At 65.8% G+C, this 18390-nt stretch carries 17 protein-coding genes; 11 read left to right on the plus strand and 6 right to left on the minus strand.

Going from position 1 to position 18390, the window contains the following annotated elements:
• Window positions 1-56: 56 nt before the first annotated feature.
• From EUB48_RS17170 to EUB48_RS17180, 3 genes are all read right to left on the minus strand, one after another.
• A complete protein-coding gene (locus EUB48_RS17170) occupies window positions 57-989 on the minus strand; it encodes a LysR family transcriptional regulator (RefSeq protein ID WP_142820254.1) in 933 nt (310 codons plus the stop codon).
• Window positions 990-1167: 178 nt separating this feature from the next.
• Entirely contained in the window at window positions 1168-2307 is a 1140-nt protein-coding gene (locus EUB48_RS17175; protein ID WP_142820255.1) for an alpha/beta hydrolase, read from the minus strand.
• Window positions 2308-2359: 52 nt separating this feature from the next.
• On the minus strand, window positions 2360-3259 hold the full coding sequence (locus tag EUB48_RS17180; protein ID WP_210411653.1) for a LysR family transcriptional regulator: 900 nt from the start codon (window positions 3257-3259) through the stop codon (window positions 2360-2362).
• Window positions 3260-3325: 66 nt separating this feature from the next.
• On the opposite strand from EUB48_RS17180, the gene mdlC reads away from it, so the two are divergent.
• From mdlC to EUB48_RS17200, 4 genes are all read left to right on the plus strand, one after another.
• Window positions 3326-4939: a benzoylformate decarboxylase gene (gene mdlC / locus EUB48_RS17185; protein WP_142820257.1), complete on the plus strand. Its 1614-nt coding sequence runs from the start codon at window positions 3326-3328 to the stop codon at window positions 4937-4939.
• Window positions 4940-5158: 219 nt separating this feature from the next.
• Window positions 5159-6223, plus strand: a complete 1065-nt coding sequence (locus tag EUB48_RS17190; RefSeq protein WP_210411654.1) for a TRAP transporter substrate-binding protein — start codon at window positions 5159-5161, stop codon at window positions 6221-6223.
• 18 nt (window positions 6224-6241) lie between these two features.
• Window positions 6242-6754, plus strand: coding sequence for a TRAP transporter small permease (locus tag EUB48_RS17195; RefSeq protein WP_142820258.1), 513 nt, complete (start codon window positions 6242-6244; stop codon window positions 6752-6754).
• A complete protein-coding gene (locus EUB48_RS17200; protein ID WP_142820259.1) occupies window positions 6751-8052 on the plus strand; it encodes a TRAP transporter large permease in 1302 nt (433 codons plus the stop codon). Before EUB48_RS17195 ends, EUB48_RS17200 begins: the two co-directional genes overlap by 4 nt.
• A gap of 24 nt (window positions 8053-8076) precedes the next feature.
• On the opposite strand, the gene EUB48_RS17205 is transcribed toward EUB48_RS17200, so the two are convergent.
• Window positions 8077-9294 carry a urate hydroxylase PuuD gene (locus EUB48_RS17205; RefSeq protein WP_142820260.1) on the minus strand — a complete coding sequence of 406 codons (1218 nt, stop codon included), beginning with the start codon at window positions 9292-9294 and terminating at the stop codon, window positions 8077-8079.
• Between the two features lie 183 nt (window positions 9295-9477).
• Complete coding sequence (xdhC, locus tag EUB48_RS17210) at window positions 9478-10278, minus strand: xanthine dehydrogenase accessory protein XdhC (protein WP_142820261.1); 801 nt, start codon at window positions 10276-10278, stop codon at window positions 9478-9480.
• Between the two features lie 110 nt (window positions 10279-10388).
• Here xdhC and EUB48_RS17215 point away from each other — a divergent pair, with 110 nt between their 5' ends.
• Complete coding sequence (locus EUB48_RS17215) at window positions 10389-10937, plus strand: hypothetical protein (protein ID WP_244618254.1); 549 nt, start codon at window positions 10389-10391, stop codon at window positions 10935-10937.
• 14 nt (window positions 10938-10951) lie between these two features.
• Here EUB48_RS17215 and uraH read toward each other — a convergent pair whose 3' ends face one another.
• Window positions 10952-11302: a hydroxyisourate hydrolase gene (gene uraH, locus EUB48_RS17220; RefSeq protein WP_142820262.1), complete on the minus strand. Its 351-nt coding sequence runs from the start codon at window positions 11300-11302 to the stop codon at window positions 10952-10954.
• 95 nt (window positions 11303-11397) lie between these two features.
• Here uraH and EUB48_RS17225 point away from each other — a divergent pair, with 95 nt between their 5' ends.
• The 6 genes from EUB48_RS17225 to EUB48_RS17250 all read left to right on the plus strand — a co-directional run bounded on the left by EUB48_RS17225 (window position 11398) and on the right by EUB48_RS17250 (window position 18269).
• A complete protein-coding gene (locus EUB48_RS17225) occupies window positions 11398-12063 on the plus strand; it encodes a GntR family transcriptional regulator (protein WP_420821459.1) in 666 nt (221 codons plus the stop codon).
• Window positions 12064-12072: 9 nt separating this feature from the next.
• A complete protein-coding gene (gene puuE / locus EUB48_RS17230) occupies window positions 12073-13023 on the plus strand; it encodes an allantoinase PuuE (RefSeq protein ID WP_142820264.1) in 951 nt (316 codons plus the stop codon).
• A gap of 2 nt (window positions 13024-13025) precedes the next feature.
• Complete coding sequence (gene uraD, locus EUB48_RS17235) at window positions 13026-14804, plus strand: 2-oxo-4-hydroxy-4-carboxy-5-ureidoimidazoline decarboxylase (protein ID WP_142820265.1); 1779 nt, start codon at window positions 13026-13028, stop codon at window positions 14802-14804.
• Window positions 14801-16024: a M20 family metallopeptidase gene (locus EUB48_RS17240; protein WP_142820266.1), complete on the plus strand. Its 1224-nt coding sequence runs from the start codon at window positions 14801-14803 to the stop codon at window positions 16022-16024. The genes uraD and EUB48_RS17240 overlap by 4 nt, the downstream gene beginning before the upstream one ends.
• A gap of 185 nt (window positions 16025-16209) precedes the next feature.
• A complete protein-coding gene (locus EUB48_RS17245; protein ID WP_142820267.1) occupies window positions 16210-17529 on the plus strand; it encodes a C4-dicarboxylate transporter DctA in 1320 nt (439 codons plus the stop codon).
• 32 nt (window positions 17530-17561) lie between these two features.
• Window positions 17562-18269, plus strand: coding sequence for a GntR family transcriptional regulator (locus tag EUB48_RS17250; RefSeq protein WP_142820268.1), 708 nt, complete (start codon window positions 17562-17564; stop codon window positions 18267-18269).
• Window positions 18270-18390: the final 121 nt, after the last annotated feature.

The raw sequence follows: 18390 nt of genomic DNA on the forward strand, positions 1-18390 counted from the left end.
TCTCGTATATTTATGGTTGAACAGGCTTCGGATCGTTGCACAGTATGAGTAGTTCGCTATTCCTTTCGTAGCGCTTCGGCGACCGACCGGACGCGCTCGCGCAGCCATTTGGCGGCGCTGGAGGCGTGGCTGCGTTCGTGCCAGAGCTGGTAGTACATCAGTTGCGGGAATTCGATCGGACAGGGCAGGATTTTGACCGGCAAACGCTCGGTGAAGCGTTCGCAATACTGGCGCCCCGTGGTCAGCACCAGCAGGCTCGAGGCCACCATCGCGGGAATCAGGCCGAAATGCGGGCAGCGCGCCGTGATGTTGCGCTGCAGGCCCAGCGAGTCGAGGTGGTCGTCAATCACGCCGCGCCCGCCCGGGTGCAGCGGCGTGGGCGCGATGTGCTCGGACGTAAGCCAGCTCGCAGCGTCCCAGGGCCGGCGCACGGCGGGGTGATCTTTGCTGACCAGGCACACCACCTCGTCGCCAAACAGGCGGCCCATGTGCAGGTCGTCCGGGGCCTTGAGCCAGTTGCCGATCACCACGTCGACCTCGCCCTGCGCCAGATGCGTGTGGTAGTCGGAGTCGGCCGACAGCGGGTGGATTTCGATGTGGCACAGCGGCGCCCGGGCCTTGATTTGCGCGACCAGCTGCGGCAGGAAGAACGGGTCCAGGTAGTCGCTGGCGGCGACGCGGAAAGTGTTGCGCGCGGTCTGCGGCTCGAAGCCGCGCGCCTCGGTAAACAGCACCTCGGCCGCGCGCAGGATGCCGGCGCTGGGCTCGATCATGCGCAGCCCGGCGTCGGTGGGCACCATGGCGGCGCCCGAGCGCACCAGCAGCGGGTCGCCGGCCAGCTCGCGCAGGCGCTTGAGCACCGCGCTCACCGCGGGCTGGGACATGCCCAGGCGGATGGCGGCTCGCGAGACGTTGCGTTCGGTTAGCACTGTGTACAAGACCCTGATCAAGTGGAGGTCTATCTTGTCAAAAAGCGCCTGGTCTCTCATATAGGTATGTGCATGCTCGTCATATGCCGATGCTTATGTCGGATCGCCGCCGCCGGTGCGCTCTTTTGCGCAGGGACACTTTGTGTCCGATGCACGAAACCATTCGATTCGTCAGTTGCCGCCGCCAGCCTGTCTCGCTGGGCAATGTACCACCCGCCCGGATGGTCGAGCTGGCCGCCTACAGCCGCTGCATCCACGACGCCATCTCGTCGGCCACCTGCGCAACCAGCGCCGGCTGGCCCGCGAGGTAGTGATTGCCGCCCTGGATATCCACGTTGCGGATGCGCGCACCGCCGGCGCTCAGCCACGCATCGCGCGTGCTCGGGAAGGTGGACTGGTCCGCCGTGTAGGTGCACAGCAGCGCCGGCACGCTGGTTCGGGCCAGATTGGCCGGGCCGTCGGCACGGCTGTGCGATGACCATTGCGAGAGGAACGCGGTCAGCGAGGTGATGCGGCCCATCTGGCTGGCCGCGTAGTTGACGGCCCGCGCACCCTCAAACCCGTTGCCCCAGACGCTGCCGGGCTGCCGGTCGTTCGGCTCGATGCTGAGATCGAGGCAGCGCGGGTCGGCATGGGTGCGGTAGATGACGAAGGTCTGATCGCGCGCACTGCCAGGCGTGTGCTGGCTGCGCAGCAGGCGCAGGCGTGCCCAGACCCAGTCCTCGATGCGCGCGAGGCGTGCGCGCTGCGCGGCCTTGAAGCGGGCCAGGAATTCAGGCGTGTAGGGCGGCGAATGGGCCGCGCTGTAAATATCAAGCGCCGGGTCGGCGCTGAGCGGGTCGTGCTCATCGATCACCGAGGGATCGATCCAGTTGCGCATCAAAGCCGAGCGGCCTTCGTGCGCGGCGCACAGTGCCAGGCCGTCCACCGGCGGCAGGTCGGCGGGCACCAGCCCCGCCGGGTCGCCATCGACCAGGGTCTCGATGGTGAGCCGCTCGGCCTGGGCCTGGTAGAAACTGGCCAGCGAGGCGCCGCCCGAGTTGCCGATCAGCACCACCTTGTCGTAGCCCTGCGCGCGCAGCCATTGCACGCCCGCCCCCAGATCCTGGATCACGCGCTCCATCAGCAGCAGAGTGTCGTTGCCCGCGTAGCGCGAGTTCAGCCCCAGGCAGCAGATGCCGCGCTCGGCCAGCGGCCCGATCAGGTAATGCCCCATGAAATTGCTGGCCGGATGCATCACGATGGCGGCCGTCTTTTTGGGGCCGGCCGGCGCCGCATAGGCGCCGTAAATGCGCGGGCGCAGCAATTGCAGGCCCGACTGGCTTTCCAGCGCCGCGCCGGGCTTCACATCGATCACGGCAAGTTGCAGTGCAGGCATGGATCTTCTCGATTCGGCTCTTGGCTTGATGAAAGTTGTACCTGGTTGTACCTTATTCGGCGAACAAATCTACTAGCGTCTGGCGCAGCCAGCGATTGCAGGGGTCGGCCTCGAAGCGCCGGCTCCAGTGCAGCGACACGGTGAAGTCGCGCAGCGGAAATTTCGGCTCGAGGATCGCGTAGCCCCCGCCGGCGTTGAATTCACGCGCGATGTTGCGCGGCATCACCACGCCCAGGTCGGTGGCCTTGACGATGGCGGGCAGCACCAGGTAGTGCGTGGTGGTCATGCGCAGCTGTTTTTCCAGCTTGAGCATCTTGAGGATGCGCAGGGTATCGCTGTGGGAACGCACCGCCACCAGCTCGACGCGCCGCAACTCCGCCATCGTCGGTGCCTTGCCGCGGCTGGACTTCACCAGCGGGTGGCCGCCACGCAGCAGCAGCACATAGCGGTCGTCGAGCAGGCGCTCACGCCGTGTGTCGGTGACGGTGGGCAGGAAGCCCACCGCAAAGTTGAGATGGCCGCTATCCAGCCCTGGCACCACCTGGGCCGGCTCCAGCTGTACCAGCTCCAGCCGCAGGCCGGGCGCAACCTGCATCACGCGCTGCATCAGCGGTGGCATGAACACGCATTCGCCGATATCGCTCATGTGCAGGCGAACCAGGCGCTGTGAATTCGCCGGATCGAACTGCTCGTCCTCGGTCAGGGCCTGTTCAATCGCCGCCAGCGCGAGCTGCACCGCAACCGCCAGCCGCTCGGCACGCGGCGTCGGCTTGACGCCGCCGGGGGCGCGCTCGAACAAAGGGTCCTTGAGCAGCAGGCGCAGGCGCATCAGGCCCTGGCTGGCGGCCGGCTGCGTGAGGTCCAGCAGCTCGGCGGCGCGGCTCACATTGCGCGTGCGAAAGATGGTTTCAAACAGGCGCAGCAGGTTCAGATCGACGTCTTTGATATGCATATATCTAATACAGAATATTCCGGTTATTTTATTGATTTATACAGTCATCGCCCTCAAGATCGAAGGATGCCCATCAACCCCACGCCGTCAGGAGCCGCGCCCTTGCTGGAGAAAGTCAGCGTTCGCGCCGCCGTGCTGGACTTGCTGCGCGGCTTCAACATCACGACCATGTTCGGCAACCCGGGCTCCACCGAATTGCCGCTGTTCCTCGATTTCCCCGCCGATTTCCGCTACGTTCTGGGCCTGCAGGAATCCGTGGTGGTGGGCATGGCGGACGGCTATGCGCAGGCCACGCGCAATGCCTCGTTCGTGAACCTGCATTCGGCCGTGGGCGTCGGCCATGCCATGGGCAACATCTTCACTGCCCACAAGAACCGCACCCCGATGATCGTCACGGCGGGCCAGCAGGCGCGCTCCATCCTGCCGTTCGATCCATTCCTGTTCTCGGCTCAAGCCACCGAGCTGCCCAGGCCCTACGTCAAATGGAGCTGCGAGCCGGCCCGGGCCGAAGATGTGCCGCTGGCCATTGCCCGCGCCTACTACATCGCCATGCAGGAGCCGCGCGGGCCGGTGCTGGTGTCGGTCCCCGCGGACGACTGGGACAAGCTCACCGAGCGGGTGCTGCCGCGCGTGGTGAGCACCGAATCGCGGCCCGAGCCGCGCGTGCTCGAGCAGATCGGCGCCGCGCTCGACGCCAGCGCACGCCCGGCCTTCGTCATCGGCGCCGCGGTGGACCGTGGCAACGCCTGGAACGAGGTGCTGCAACTGGCAGAGCGCCACAACGCGCGTGTCTGGACGGCCCCCATGTCCGGGCGCTGCGGCTTCCCCGAAGACCATCGCCTGTTTGCCGGATTCCTGCCAGCTATGCGCGAGGCGATTGTGAGTCTGCTCGGCGGTCACGACCTGATTTTTGTCATCGGCGCGCCCGCCTTCATTTATCACGTGGAAGGCGCCGGCCCGCACGTCCCCCCTGGCGCCACGCTGGTCCAGTTGATCGACGACCCGACGATCGCGGCCTGGACGCCGGTCGGCACGTCGGCCGTGGGCAGCATCCGCCTGGGCGTGCTCGATTTGCTGGCGCGCCCGGCGCCCGCACCGCGCGCCCTGCCGGCCCCGCGCGCCGCGCTGCCGCGGGCCGAGCCCTCGGCACCGATGTCGACAGCCTATGTGCTGCAGACGCTGGCCGAAGTGCGCGAGCCGGCATCCATCGTGGTCGAGGAGGCACCCAGCGCACGCGCGCCCATGCATGACTACCTGCCGATTTTGCGCAGCGAAACCTTCTACACCATGTGCAGCGGCGGCCTGGGCCACAGCCTGCCGGCGGCCGTGGGCGTGGCACTGGCCAGGCCCGGCGCGCGCGTGATCGGCCTGGTGGGCGACGGCTCCGCCATGTACTCGATCCAGGCGCTATGGAGCGCGGCGCAGCTGCGGCTGCCCATCACCTTCGTCATCCTGAAAAACCGCCGCTATGCGGCGCTGCAGGAGTTCGCCCCGGCCTTCGGCTTCCGGCCCGAGGACCCGCTGGAAGGCACGGCCCTGCCCGATCTCGACTTCGTCGCGCTGGCCAAAGGCCACGGCTGCGACGCGGTGCATGTCGGCGACGCCGCGCAGTTGCACGAAGTCCTGCGCCAGGCGCTGCGCTCGACCGGCCCGATCCTGGTGGAAGTGGATGTGGCCTGAACGCCATCCCAAAAAAAGCAGGAACCCTCATGGCTCCCAAATTCGCCAAGGTTTCCCCGCTTGCCCAAAGCGCGGCATCACGTTAAGAATCCGGATACCTCCCGCTCACTCACGAAAAGCCTCACTCGGCCCAGACAGATTTTTCTTCAGCGCGATTTTTGGTTTCGACCTTTCCACCTTCTGCCTTCAAGAGCAGGAATTACAACCAGGAGACAAGACATGCGTTACACCAAACTGCACAGCACACTCACCACATTCCGTGCCCACGCGGGCAAGGCGGCGCTGGCCGGCGCCGCGGCTTTGATGCTGCTCGGCACCGGGGCGCAGGCGCAGGACAAACCGGTCCAGCTCAAGCTGTCCAGCTGGGTGCCGCCGCAGCATCCGCTGAACCCCTCCCTGATCGCCTGGGCGGAGGACATCAAAAAGGCCTCGGGTGGCAGCATCACCGCGACGATGTATCCGTCCGAGCAGCTCGGCAAGGCCTTCGACCACTACGACATGGCGCGCGACGGCATCGCCGACTTCGCCTACGTCAACCCGGGCTACCAGCCGGGACGATTCCCGGTGATGGCCGGCGCCGGCCTGCCCTTCCTGTTCTCCAACGCCAAGGGCGGCTCGGCCGCCATCGATGCGTGGTACCGCCCCTACGCGCAGAAGGAAATGAAGGACGTGCATTTCTGCTTCGCCTTCGTGCATGACCCCGGCACCTTCCATTCACACAAGAAGATCGTGCTGCCCTCGGACATCAAGGACATGAAGATCCGTCCCGCCACCAGCACCATCGGCCAGCTCGTCACCTCGCTGGGCGGCACCAACGTGCAGGCGTCGGCACCGGCCGCGCGCGATGCGCTCTCGCGCGGCGTGGCTGACGCGATCACCTTCCCGTGGGGCTCCATCGTGCTGTTCGGCATCGACAAGGTGGTGAACTATCACATGGACGTGGCGCTGTACACGACGCCGTTCGTTTGGGTCATGAACAAGGACAAGTACAACGCCATGTCCCCCGCGCAGAAAAAGGTAATCGACGACCACTGCACCACCGAATGGGCCGAGAAGGTCGCCTCGCCCTGGGCCGACTTCGAGTACGCCGGCCGCGCCAAGATCGCCGCCGAACCCGGCCACGAAATCTACAAGCTGACGCCGGACCAGCTCGCCGCGTGGCACAAGGCCGTCGCGCCAGCCGAAGCTGAGTGGGCCAGCAGCGTGAAGAAGGCCGGCTACGACCCGAAGGCGGTGATGGACTCGCTCAAGCAGGAGCTGGTGAAGCACAAGGCCGGACTGTAACGGCGGGCAGCAGCAGCCATGAAACGCGATTTCATGGACCGCGTGATCGACACCATCGAGTGGCTGGCGGCGCTGTTCATCGGCATCGTCGCACTCGACATCTTCGTCGCGGTGGTGCTGCGCAAGTTCTTCAACACCTCGATCCCCGACAGCTACGACTTCGGCAAGCTGCTGCTGGGCACGCTGATCTTCTGGGGCATCGCCGCCACCAGCTACCGCGGCACGCACATCACGGTCGACCTCGTTTGGAGCAGCGCCAGCGTGCGCGGCAAGCGCTACATCGACGTCTTCGCAACGCTGGTGCTGCTGTTTGTGGTAACCGTGCACACCTTCGCGATCTTCGACAAGGTGCGCGGCACCTACCACGACCACGTGCAGACCTTCGACCTGAACCTGCCCGTGTGGCCGCTGTACGCGCTGGCCTGGGCGGGCGATGCCGCGGCCGTGATGCTGATCGCCATCCGCACCTGGCAGCTGATCTTCCGGCCGGAACGGCTCGCCGAGCCGGCGCATGGCAGGGAGGTTGAATGAGCAACGACATGGTGGCCCTGATCGGCTTCGCCGTTCTGTTCATCCTGATGCTGGCGCGCGTGCCGGTCGGCATGGCAATGGGCCTGGTGGGCGTGACCGGCTACAGCTACATCGTCGGCGGCGGGCCGGCCATGAAGCTGGTCAGCCTCACGTCGATGCGCACCGTCACCGACTACACCTTCGGCGTGATTCCGATGTTCATGCTGATGGGCGCATTCGTATCCGCCTCGGGCCTGTCCAAGGAGATGTTCCGGGCGGCCGACGCCTTCATCGGCCACCTGCGCGGCGGCCTGGGCATCGCCACCATCGTGGCCTGCGGCGGCTTCGCGGCCATCTGCGGCTCGTCGGTGGCCACCGCCGCCACCTTCTCCGTGGTCGCGTATCCGGAGATGCGCCGCTTCGGCTATCCACAGTCGTTTTCGACCGGCGTGATCGCGGCCGGCGGCACGCTGGGCGCGATGCTGCCGCCCTCGACCGTGCTGGTGGTCTACGCCATCCTCACCGAACAGGACATCGGCAAGCTCTTCATGGCCGGCATCCTGCCGGGCCTGCTTGCCATGGCAATGTACGTGATCACCGTGAACCTCATCGTCAAACTCAAGCCGGAGCTGCTGCCGGCCGGCGAGCGCAAGCCGTGGTGCGAGCGGGCACAGGCGCTCAAGATGGTGTGGGCACCGTTGACCCTGTTCATCTTCGTCATCGGCGGCCTGTACGGGGGGTTCTTCACGCCCACCGAGGCGGGCGGCGTGGGCGCGAGCGGCGCCTACCTGCTGGGCGTGCTGCGCGGCAAGCTCGATCGCAAGAAGACGCGCGACGCGCTGTTGCAGGCCACGCGCACCACGGCGGCGGTGTTCACGGTGCTGATCGGCGCGCTGCTGTTCGGCTACTTCCTCACGATCACGCAGACGCCGCAAAAGCTCACCGAATTCCTCACCTCACTGGGCATCGGCCGCTACGGCGTGCTGGCACTGATGATGGTGACGTTCCTGATTCTCGGCAGCCTGATGGACGCCATGGCGATGATCATCCTGACGGTGCCCATCGTCTTTCCGGTCATCACCGCGATGGGGTTCGACCCCATCTGGTTCGGCATCATCATCGTGATGACGGTCGAACTCGGACTGATTCATCCACCCGTGGGCATGAACGTGTTCGTGATCAAGAGCGTGGTGAAGGACGTGAGCTTCACCACCATCTTCAAGGGCGTGCTGCCCTTCATTGCCACCGACATCCTCCGGCTGATCATCCTGATTGCGTTCCCCGCCATCGCGCTGTGGCTGCCGCAGCACATGGGCTGACGAATCCGGGGGGTCCGCTTCGCCCTAATCGGTCTTGGCGCCGGCCTGGAACCAGCGCGCGAACATCGCGCGCTCCTCATCGGTCATGCCGGTGGCGTTGTTCATCGGCATGATCCTGGTCACCACGATCTGCTGGTACATGTCCTGCGCATGTTCCTTGATCAGCGCCGGGGAGTCGAACCGGATATTTTTCATCTGCACCGTGGCGCCGTGGCACAGGTAGCAGCGCTGCGCCACCACCTTTTGCACATCCTTGAAGGAAACTTCGGCTGTAGCCCCTGTGGCACCTTGGCTGGCAGCTATTGAATTGGTAGCGTCCGGGCGGATCCAGGCAATCACGCCCGCGATCACGAGCATGCCAACCAGCGCATACGGCAGCGGATTGCCGTTGCGCCCCAGCTTGAAGCCATGGCGCATCACGAAGAACTGGCGGATGGCGGCGCCGGCGAACATCATGAGGATCAGTACCAGCCAGTTGTTCGGGCGGCTGTAGGCAAAGCTGTAGTGGTTGGACAGCATGGCAAACAGCACCGGCAACGTGAAGTAGGTGTTGTGCACGCTGCGCTGCTTGCCACGCTTGCCGTGGATCGGGTCCACCGGCTGGCCGGCCTTGATGGACGCCACCACCTTCTTTTGCCCGGGAATGATCCAGAAGAACACGTTGGCGCTCATCGACGTTGCCATCATGGCGCCCACCAGCAGGAAAGCGGCGCGCCCGGCAAACAGGTGGCAGGCCAGCCAGGACGCCACGCACACCAGCACCAGCACCAACGCACCGACGATGGCGTCGCCGTTGTTGCGCTGGCCGAACACGCGGCAGATGCCGTCGTACAAGAGCCAGAACACCACCAGGAAGGCCAGCGCCGCCGCGATGGCCGCGGCCGGCGCCCAATCCATCAGCGACTTGTCGATCAGGTAGATGTTCGCGCTCCACAGGTAGGAGACGGTGAACAGGCTGAAGCCGGTCAGCCAGGTGGTGTAGCTTTCCCAGTAGAACCAGTGCAGATGATCAGGCAGTTTGGGCGGCGCGACATTGAACTTGACGGGGTGGTAGAAGCCGCCGCCATGCAGGGCCCAGAGTTCGCCGCTGACACCCTGTTTTTTCAGGTCTTCGTCGACCGGCGGTGTCAGGCTGCTGTCGAGAAAAACGAAATAAAACGAGGAGCCCACCCAGGCGATGGCAGTGATGACGTGGACCCAGCGCAGCAGCAGGTTGGCCCAGTCGAGATAGTAACTTTGCATGTCTCTCAACCTCGCGGCACGAAGCCGCCTTTTTCCAACCTGCCCACCACTGCGGGCGCTCTGAGCAGAAATCCGGCCGCGAACTACAAAATTTGTGCCTCGCTGCGACCTGTACACGAGAAGTGTATACACTTTTCCACCCGGGCTCCAGCGCCTTGCTGCGCCGGCGACTCAGTACAAACCCTAGATTTGAAGCTGCAGCAATTGCGCGGCAACCGCCACGGCAATGACTTCCGGCTCCTTGCCCTGGATGCCGGGTACGCCGATCGGGCAAGTGATGTGCGCCAGCTCGTCCGCGGTAAAGCCGCGCGCCTCGAGCCGGTGCCGGAACGTGGCCCATTTGGTCTTGCTGCCGATCAGGCCGATATAGGGCAGGTCGGCCCGCGCACGCTGGCGCTGCAGGCAGGCCGCCACGATGTCCAGGTCTTCGGCATGGCTGAAGCTCATGATGATCACGCGCGAGCCCGGTGCCAGGTCCTTCACCGCGGACTGCACCGGATCGGAGTATTCGCAGCTGACGTCGGCGGGAACGTCTTGCGGAAAGATGCCGTCGCGACTGTCGATCCAGGTCAGCGAGAACGGCAGCATGGCGATCACGCGGGCCAGCGCGGCGCCCACATGGCCGCCGCCGAACAACGCGACCGGCTGCAGGCGGGGTGCCAGCCGGTCGCGCAGCGCCGGGACATCGGCTAGCGTGACGCATTCAAACTGCAGGTGCACGACACCGCCGCAGCATTGCCCCAGGCTCGGGCCCAGCGCAAAGCGCAGCACCGGCTCGCCCCGCGCACCGGCCAGGCGCGCACGCGCAGTATCGATGGCTTGGTACTCCAGATGGCCGCCACCGATGGTGCCGATCACGTCCTGCGCGAACACTGCCATCCAGGCGCCGCGCTCGCGCGGTGCCGAGCCTTTGGTTGACGCCACGCTGACCAGCACCGCGCCCTCATGCGCGAGCCGGGACAAGAAAATTTCTGCCGTATTCACAAACCGATACCTCTGCGCGCGAACCCGCAGCGCGCGCCGCGACTGATTTCGGGCAAAGTATGCTCCGAGTCGTCTGAAAACCCTTCAACCATCCCGTGCCTGCCGTCAATATGAATCACACGCCTCCCCTCCGGCTGAGAAAGACCTCTTGGGCGCCCGCCCTGAACCGACGCCTGTTGCTGGCTGCCGGCTGCGCCGCAGCGGCGGCGGCCCTGATTGCCGGCTGCAAGACAGCACCCCGTTTGGCGCCTGCCCCGGTGCCGGCAGCTCCCACCGTCCCCGGGGCGAGTGCCGCGCCGCGCGCTTCGAATGCCGCCACGGCCCGCGAATACCGTCTCGACGCGGCACATCACCTGTATGCCCTCAATGCCGACAGGATCTACAAGGGCAAGATGCCGCCCATGCTGTACGCCGTCGGGGTGCTGCAGGTGGACCTCGATGGCCGGGGCCGGGTACTGCGCACGCGCTGGATGCGCGCGCCCACCCAGGCGCCCGAAGTGATCGCCGAGATCGAGCGCACCGTGCGCCAGGCCGCACCGTTCCCGGCCCCGCTGCGGCTCGGCCGGGTGACCTATACCGACGTCTGGCTGTGGGACAAAAGCGGACGTTTCCAGCTCGACACGCTGACCGAAGGGCAACTCGGGGAAGACTCGCAGTAGCACGGTGCCGTGGCTCAGGAGCCGCGATAGGTCGAGTAGCTCCATGGGCTGACCAGGAGCGGCACGTGGTAGTGCTGGTCGGTGTGGGCCACGCCGAAATCCAGGCTCACCCGGCCCAGAAAATTCGGCTCGGGCAACGCGACGCCACGCGCCTTGAAGTAGCCCGCGACGTCGAACACCAGGCGGTAGGTGCCCTGGCGCAGGCTGGCGCTATCGAACAGCGGGGCGTCGGTGCGCCCATCGCTGTTGAGCGTCAGCTTGCGGATCAGCGTGGCCGCTTCGCCCCGCGTGCTGTAGAACTCCACCGCCATGCCGGCCGCGGGGCAACCGTGCATGGTGTCCAGTACATGTGTGCTCAAGCCCATGGTGTATTCCGATCCATAAGGGTCCAACGGCAAAGCGCCAAATTTGGTCGACAGAAGTGTATACACTTTTTAAAAATGACGCTATCATGCCTTTCATGCAACCGTCCAGCACCAGTTTCATTGTCGATGCGCTGACCCGTGCCATCGTCGAGCACCGCCTGCAGCCCGGCGCCAAGCTCGCCGAGCAGAAGCTGGCGGATCACTTCGGTGTCTCGCGCACGCTGGTGCGCCAGGCGCTGTTCCAGCTGGCGCAAAACCGGCTGATCCGCATGGAGCCGGCGCGCGGCGCCTTCGTGGCGGCCCCGCCCGTCACCGAGGCCAGGCAGGTTTTTGCGGTGCGCCGCATGCTCGAAGCCGAGATGACGCGCGCCTTTGTGCGCGAGGTCACACCGGCCAAGATCCGCGCACTCAAGGAACATGTGGCGCAGGAGCGGGCGGCGGTCGAGCACGAGGACGTGGCGGGCCGCACCGAGCTGCTGGGCGACTTCCATGTGCGCATGGCCGAGCTCATGGGCAACCAGGTGCTGGCGCAGATTCTGGGCAAGCTGGTGGCGCGCTGTGCGCTGATCACGCTGATGTACCAGAGCGCGAGCGCCGCCCGGCATTCGAATGAAGAACACGCCGAGATCATCAAGGCGCTGGCCGCGCGCGACGAGGAGCGTGCCGTGCGCCTGATGAACGAGCACCTGCTGCACGTTGAAGAGAACCTGACCTTCGATCGCAAGGTGCCCACCAGCGATATTTCCATGGCCTTGTCCTGACCCCGCATCATGAACACCTATGACAGCACCCTGCCCTACCCGCGCGACCTGAAGGGCTACGGCCGCAACCCGCCGCACGCACAATGGCCCGGCAACGCGCGCATTGCCGTGCAATTCGTGCTCAACTACGAAGAAGGCGGCGAGAACTGCGTGCTGCACGGCGACGCCGGCTCCGAGCAGTTTCTCTCGGAGATGTTCAACCCCGCGAGCTTTCCCGAGCGCCACATCAGCATGGAGGGCATCTACGAATACGGCTCTCGCGCGGGCGTCTGGCGCATCCTGCGCGAGTTCGAAAAGCGCGGCCTGCCGCTCACGGTCTTCGGCGTGGGCATGGCGCTGCAGCGCCATCCCGAAGTCGCCAGCGCCGTGAAAGAATTGGGCCATGAAATCGCCTGCCACGGCTGGCGCTGGATCCACTATCAGGGCGTTGACGAGGCCACCGAGCGCGAGCACATGCGCCTGGCCATGCAGGCCATCGAGCAGCTCACCGGCGAGCGAGCGCTGGGCTGGTACACCGGGCGCGACAGCCCGCGCACGCGCCGGCTGGTGGCCGACTATGGCGGCTTCGAGTACGACAGCGACTACTACGGCGACGACCTGCCGTTCTGGATGAAGGTGCGCAAGACCGACGGCACTGTGGTGCCGCAGCTCATCGTGCCCTATACGCTCGACTGCAACGACATGCGTTTCGCACTGCCCCAGGGCTACTCGCACGCCGAGCCGTTCTACCAGTACATGCGCGACAGCTTCGATGCGCTCTACGCCGAGGGCGACCCGAATGGCGAGGACAGGCCCAAGATGCTGAGCATCGGCATGCACTGCCGCATGCTGGGCCGGCCCGGGCGCATCGTGGCGCTGCAGCGTTTTCTGGATCACATTGCGAAGCACGACCGCGTCTGGGTGTGCCGGCGCGTCGACCTCGCGCGGCACTGGAAACAAGTTCACCCCTACCAAGGATGACCATGGCCATCACGCTCTCCCAACTCAATGCGGCATCCAAGGGCGAGGCCCTGACGATGCTCGACGGCCTGTACGAGCACTCCCCCTGGATCGCCGAGCAGGCGCTTGCCGCACGACCGTTCCGCTCTCTGGTACAGCTCAAGCATGCGATGGCCCGCGTCGTCGCCGGCGCCGGCCGCGATGCACAAGTCGCGCTGGTGCGCGCCCACCCCGAACTGGCCGGCAAGGCCATGCTGGCCGGAACGCTCACGGCCGAATCGGCGAACGAGCAGAACCGGGCCGGCCTGACCGGCTGCACGCCCGACGAGCTCGCGAAAATCCAGCAACTCAACGCCACCTACAGCACCCGATTCGGCTTCCCGTTCGTGCTGGCGGTGCGCGGGCCGCGCGGCACGGGCCTGAACAAGCGGGACATCCTCAAGACCTTCGAGCGCCGGCTGGAGAATCACCCGGATTTTGAGCTGGCCGAGTGCCTGCGCAACATCCACCGCATCGCCGAAATTCGCCTGCACGATGTGTTCGGCGACACGCCCGAGCTCGGCAATCTGGTGTGGGACTGGGCCGAGCGGCTGGCGGTGCACAGCGACCCCGGCTACGCCGAGCGCGGCGAGCTGACCGTGACCTACCTGACCGACGCACACCGCGCCTGCGCGCAGCGCCTGTCGCACTGGATGCGCGAGGAGTGCGGCTTCGACGAGGTCGCGATCGACGCGGTCGGCAACGTGGTCGGCATCTACCACGGCAGTGACCCGGCCGCCCGCCGCCTGCTGACCGGCAGCCACTACGACACCGTGCGCAATGGCGGCAAGTACGACGGACGCCTGGGCATCTTCGTGCCGATGGCCTGCGTGCGCGAACTGCATCGCCAGGGCCGGCGCCTGCCCTATGGCTTCGAGGTCGTCGGCTTTGCCGAGGAGGAAGGCCAGCGTTACAAGGCGGTGTTCCTCGGCTCGGGTGCGTTGACGGGCCACTTCGACACGAACTGGCTTGAGCAAAAGGACGCCGACGGCGTCAGCATGCGCGAAGCGATGGAGCACGCTGGCCTGTGCATAACCGACATCCCCAAGCTCAGGCGCGACGCATCGAAATACCTCGGCTTCGTCGAGGTGCACATCGAGCAGGGGCCGGTCCTCAACGAACTCGATCTGCCACTGGGCATTGTGACTTCGATCAACGGCAACGTGCGCTATCTCGCCGAGATCGTCGGCATGGCCAGTCACGCCGGCACCACGCCGATGGATCGCCGCCGTGACGCCGCCACGGCCGCCGCCGAGCTGGCGCTGTACGTCGAGAAGCGCGGCGGCTCGGTGCCGCACCTGGTGGCCACCGTGGGCATGCTCGAAGTGCCCAACGGCTCCATCAACGTGGTGCCCGGGCGCTGCAAGTTCAGCATCGACATCCGCGCCACCACCAACGGGGTGCGCGATGCCTGTATCGCCGACGTGTGCGCCGAGCTGGCGCGCATCTGCGAGCGGCGCGGCCTGCACTACAAACTGGAAGAAACGATACGTGCCGCCGCCGCGCCGAGCGCACCCGCCTGGCAGCAGCGCTGGGAGCGCGCCGTGGACGCCCTGGGCGCGCCGGTGTACCGCATGCCCAGTGGCGCAGGCCATGACGCCATGAAGCTGCACGAGGTGATGCCGCAGGCCATGCTGTTCGTGCGTGGCGAAAACGCCGGCATCAGCCACAACCCCCTGGAGAGCACGACCAGCGACGACATGCAGCTCGCCGTCGAGGCCTTCCAGCTTCTTCTTGAAAACCTTGCGACGGAATTGACATGACCGACTACGACCAACTCGACGCCTGGATCGACGCTCACTTCGACGAAGAAGTGCGCTTCCTGCAGGAACTGATCCGCGTGGCCACCGACACGCCGCCCGGCAACAACGCACCGCACGCCGAGCGCACGGCCGAACTGCTCAAGGGCTTCGGCTTCGAGGCCGAAAAGCATCCCGTGCCGCAGGCCGACGTGCGCGCCTACGGCATGGAATCGATCACCAACCTGATCGTGCGCCGCCCCTATGGCAAGGGTCGCACGATCGCCCTCAACGCCCATGGCGACGTGGTGCCGCCCGGCGAGGGTTGGACCAAGGCGCCCTACGGCGCGGAGATCGTGGATGGCAAGATCTACGGCCGCGCCACGGCCGTGAGCAAAGGCGACTTCGCGACCTTCACCTTTGCCGTGCGCGCGCTCGAGGCGCTGCAGGCCAAACTGAACGGCACGGTGGAGCTGCACTTCACCTACGACGAGGAATTCGGTGGCGAGATGGGGCCGGGCTGGCTGCTCCGAAACAAGCTCACAAAGCCCGACCTGTTGATTGCCGCAGGCTTCAGCTACGAGGTCGTGACGGCGCACAACGGCTGCCTGCAACTCGAAGTGACCGTGCACGGCAAAATGGCGCACGCTGCCGTGCCCGACACCGGCGTGGACGCGCTGCAGGGTGCGGTGCAAATCCTCAATGCGCTGTATGCCCAGAACATCCTGTACCAGCAGGTCACATCCGAGGTTGTGGGCATCAACCACCCGTATCTCAACGTGGGCCGCATCGAAGGCGGCACCAACACCAACGTGGTGCCCGGCAAGGTCATCTTCAAGCTGGACCGGCGCATGATCCCCGAAGAGAACCCGGCGCAGGTCGAGGCCACCATCCGCCAGGTGATCGCCGACGCCGCGGCCAGGCTGCCCGGCATCACGGTGGACATCCGGCGCCTGCTGCTGGCCAATGCCATGAAGCCGCTGCCCGGCAACCAGCCGCTGGTGGCGGCGATCCAGAAGCACGGCGAGCAGATTTTCGGCCAGCCCATTCCCGCCATGGGCACGCCGCTGTACACCGACGTGCGCCTGTACGCCGAGGCCGGCATTCCCGGCGTGATCTACGGCGCCGGACCGCGCACCGTGCTCGAGTCGCACGCCAAGCGGTCCGACGAGCGGCTCGAACTGGAAGACCTGCGCCGCGCCACAAAGGTGATTGCGCGCACCCTGCGCGACCTGCTCGGCTGAGCACGCCGCGGCCCGGGGCGCTCGTGCGCCCGATGGCCGCACCTGAATCCAAACAGTTTTAACCTCAGGGTGCCGAATAACACGGGATAACCCTGAATTCGGTTCTCCATAGATTGTCTACATTTCTTGTATGCAAGATTTGTATTCGATTCTTGCATGCACTAATTCCATTCCTGGAGACTGCGATGCAAAAGTTTTTCAAGTCCTTGTTCGGACAGGTTCTGCTGGCCCTGGTGGTCGGCGTCATCATCGGCGTTGTCTGGCCCGCGTTCGCCATTCAACTCAAGCCGCTCGGTGACGGCTTCATCAAGCTGATCAAGATGATCATCCCGATCCTGGTGTTCTGCGTGGTGGTGCACGGCATCGCGGGCGCGGGCGACCTCAAGCGGGTAGGCCGGGTCGGGGTCAAGGCGCTAATTTATTTCGAACTCGTCACCACCGTGGCCCTGGGGCTCGGCCTGCTGCTGGCCTTCGTGTTCCAGCCCGGCGTCGGCATGAACATCGATCCGAAGACGCTGGACCCGACCGCGCTGAGCGCCTACACCGAGACGGCCAGCAAGCTCACCGGCGGCGGCACGGTGCAATTCCTGATGAGGCTGATCCCCAGCACCGTGGGCAACGCGTTCTCCACCGGCGACGTGCTGCAGGTCCTGCTGTTCGCCATCCTGTTCGGCTGCGCGCTGTCGCTGCTGGGCGAGCGCGGCACCCCCGTGAAGACCTTCATCGAAGCGCTCTCGCACGTCATCTTCAAGATCATGGGCATCCTCATCAAGCTGGCGCCGCTGGGCGTGCTGGGCGCCATCGCCTTCACGGTCGGCGGCTACGGCATCGGCTCGCTCAGGCAGCTGGGCATGCTGGTGGCGCTGTTCTATGGCGCGGTCGTCATCTTCGTGGTCGTGATCCTGGGCCTGATCCTGCGCGTGGCGGGCTTCAACATCTTCAAGCTGCTGCGCTACCTGCGCGAGGAACTGATGGTCGTGCTCGCCACCACCTCGTCGGACGCCGTGCTGCCGCAGGTCATGTCCAAGCTCAAGCGCATGGGCATCCGCGACTCGACGGTCGGCCTGGTCATCCCCACGGGCTACTCGTTCAATCTCGATGCCTTCTCGATCTACATCACGCTGGCCGCCGTGTTCATCGCGCAGGCCACCAACACGCATATCACGATGGGCCACCTGCTGACCATCCTGGCCGTCGCGTTGATCACCTCCAAGGGCGCGCACGGCGTGCCGGGCTCGGCCATCGTGGTGCTGGCGGCCACGCTGCAGGCGATTCCCGACATTCCGGCCATCGGCCTGGTGATGGTGCTGTCGGTGGACTGGTTCATGGGCATTGCGCGCGCCCTGGGCAACCTGACCGGCAACTGCGTCGCCACCGTGGTGGTGGCCGCCTGGGAGGGTGACATCGACCGCGAGCGTGCCCATGCCGTCCTCGACGGCCGGCCGGTGCCCGCCACCGAGGACGACATCGATGTCGAGATCGCCCGTCAGCCCGCCGTCGCCTGATTCATGCCACGACCAGAAATCACGGAGTTGCCATGGCCAGCCCCTCGGAAATAGCCCGGCGCGTGGTCGAGTCCATCCTGTCCCAGCGGCTCTCCCCGGGCGAGCGGCTGGGTGAGCAGGATCTGGCCGACCTGTTCGGCGTGAGCCGCACCCTGATCCGCGAGGCCCTGATGCAATTGCAGGCGCGCGGCTTTGTGGAGGTCCGCTCGCGCCGGGGCTGGTACGTGGTAGAGCCTTCGCTCGAAGAAGCCAGGGATGCGTTCTCGGCCCGGCGCATTGTCGAGGCCGGCATTCTCTCGGCCGTGGCCGACGACCACCCCGACGGAAGACCCCTGCAGTCGGTGGTGCGCACGCTGCGCCAGCACATCGTGCAGGAAGAGCAGGCCATTGCAGATGCCGATGCCGCCACCCGCGCCTTTTTGCTGGCGGACTTCCACGTCTGCCTGGCGGAATGCATGGGCCATCGCATGCTGTGCGACGTGCTGCGCGACCTGACCGCGCACACCACGCTGGTGGCCACGCTGTACCAGTCCGAGCACGACGCGCGGCAGTCGTGCGCCGAGCATTCGGAAATCGTCGCGGCGCTGGAAACCGGCAATTTCGCGCTGGCGCGCCAGCGCATGCTGACCCACATCGGCCATGTGGAGGAAGCATTGAATCCCGGGGCTCCGCCCGTGCAGGGCCGGCTGCAGGCCGCGCTCACGCCCATGTCGCTGCGCACCGGGCGCGCCCCGCGCTGAGGGCGCCGGTGCGGGCGGCACCATTCCCTTCAAAACAGTCAAAACTGCCTCATCCGGCCATTGGCCCGGCACTAGGGTTTACCGCTATACGTGGGCGCCTTTAACGTGTATACAGTTTCGT

Origin of the sequence: Rhodoferax sediminis (assembly GCF_006970865.1) — a bacterium.
GTDB lineage: Bacteria > Pseudomonadota > Gammaproteobacteria > Burkholderiales > Burkholderiaceae_C > Rhodoferax_A > Rhodoferax_A sediminis.

Coding starts and splice junctions, on each gene's coding strand:
- EUB48_RS17170 (WP_142820254.1), bottom strand. CDS start 989: ATGAGAGACCAGGCGCTTTTTGACAAGATAGACCTCCACTTGATCAGG.
- EUB48_RS17175 (WP_142820255.1), bottom strand. CDS start 2,307: ATGCCTGCACTGCAACTTGCCGTGATCGATGTGAAGCCCGGCGCGGCG.
- EUB48_RS17180 (WP_210411653.1), bottom strand. CDS start 3,259: ATGCATATCAAAGACGTCGATCTGAACCTGCTGCGCCTGTTTGAAACC.
- mdlC (WP_142820257.1), top strand. CDS start 3,326: ATGCCCATCAACCCCACGCCGTCAGGAGCCGCGCCCTTGCTGGAGAAA.
- EUB48_RS17190 (WP_210411654.1), top strand. CDS start 5,159: ATGCGTTACACCAAACTGCACAGCACACTCACCACATTCCGTGCCCAC.
- EUB48_RS17195 (WP_142820258.1), top strand. CDS start 6,242: ATGAAACGCGATTTCATGGACCGCGTGATCGACACCATCGAGTGGCTG.
- EUB48_RS17200 (WP_142820259.1), top strand. CDS start 6,751: ATGAGCAACGACATGGTGGCCCTGATCGGCTTCGCCGTTCTGTTCATC.
- EUB48_RS17205 (WP_142820260.1), bottom strand. CDS start 9,294: ATGCAAAGTTACTATCTCGACTGGGCCAACCTGCTGCTGCGCTGGGTC.
- EUB48_RS17215 (WP_244618254.1), top strand. CDS start 10,389: ATGAATCACACGCCTCCCCTCCGGCTGAGAAAGACCTCTTGGGCGCCC.
- uraH (WP_142820262.1), bottom strand. CDS start 11,302: ATGGGCTTGAGCACACATGTACTGGACACCATGCACGGTTGCCCCGCG.
- EUB48_RS17225 (WP_420821459.1), top strand. CDS start 11,398: ATGCAACCGTCCAGCACCAGTTTCATTGTCGATGCGCTGACCCGTGCC.
- puuE (WP_142820264.1), top strand. CDS start 12,073: ATGAACACCTATGACAGCACCCTGCCCTACCCGCGCGACCTGAAGGGC.
- uraD (WP_142820265.1), top strand. CDS start 13,026: ATGGCCATCACGCTCTCCCAACTCAATGCGGCATCCAAGGGCGAGGCC.
- EUB48_RS17240 (WP_142820266.1), top strand. CDS start 14,801: ATGACCGACTACGACCAACTCGACGCCTGGATCGACGCTCACTTCGAC.
- EUB48_RS17245 (WP_142820267.1), top strand. CDS start 16,210: ATGCAAAAGTTTTTCAAGTCCTTGTTCGGACAGGTTCTGCTGGCCCTG.
- EUB48_RS17250 (WP_142820268.1), top strand. CDS start 17,562: ATGGCCAGCCCCTCGGAAATAGCCCGGCGCGTGGTCGAGTCCATCCTG.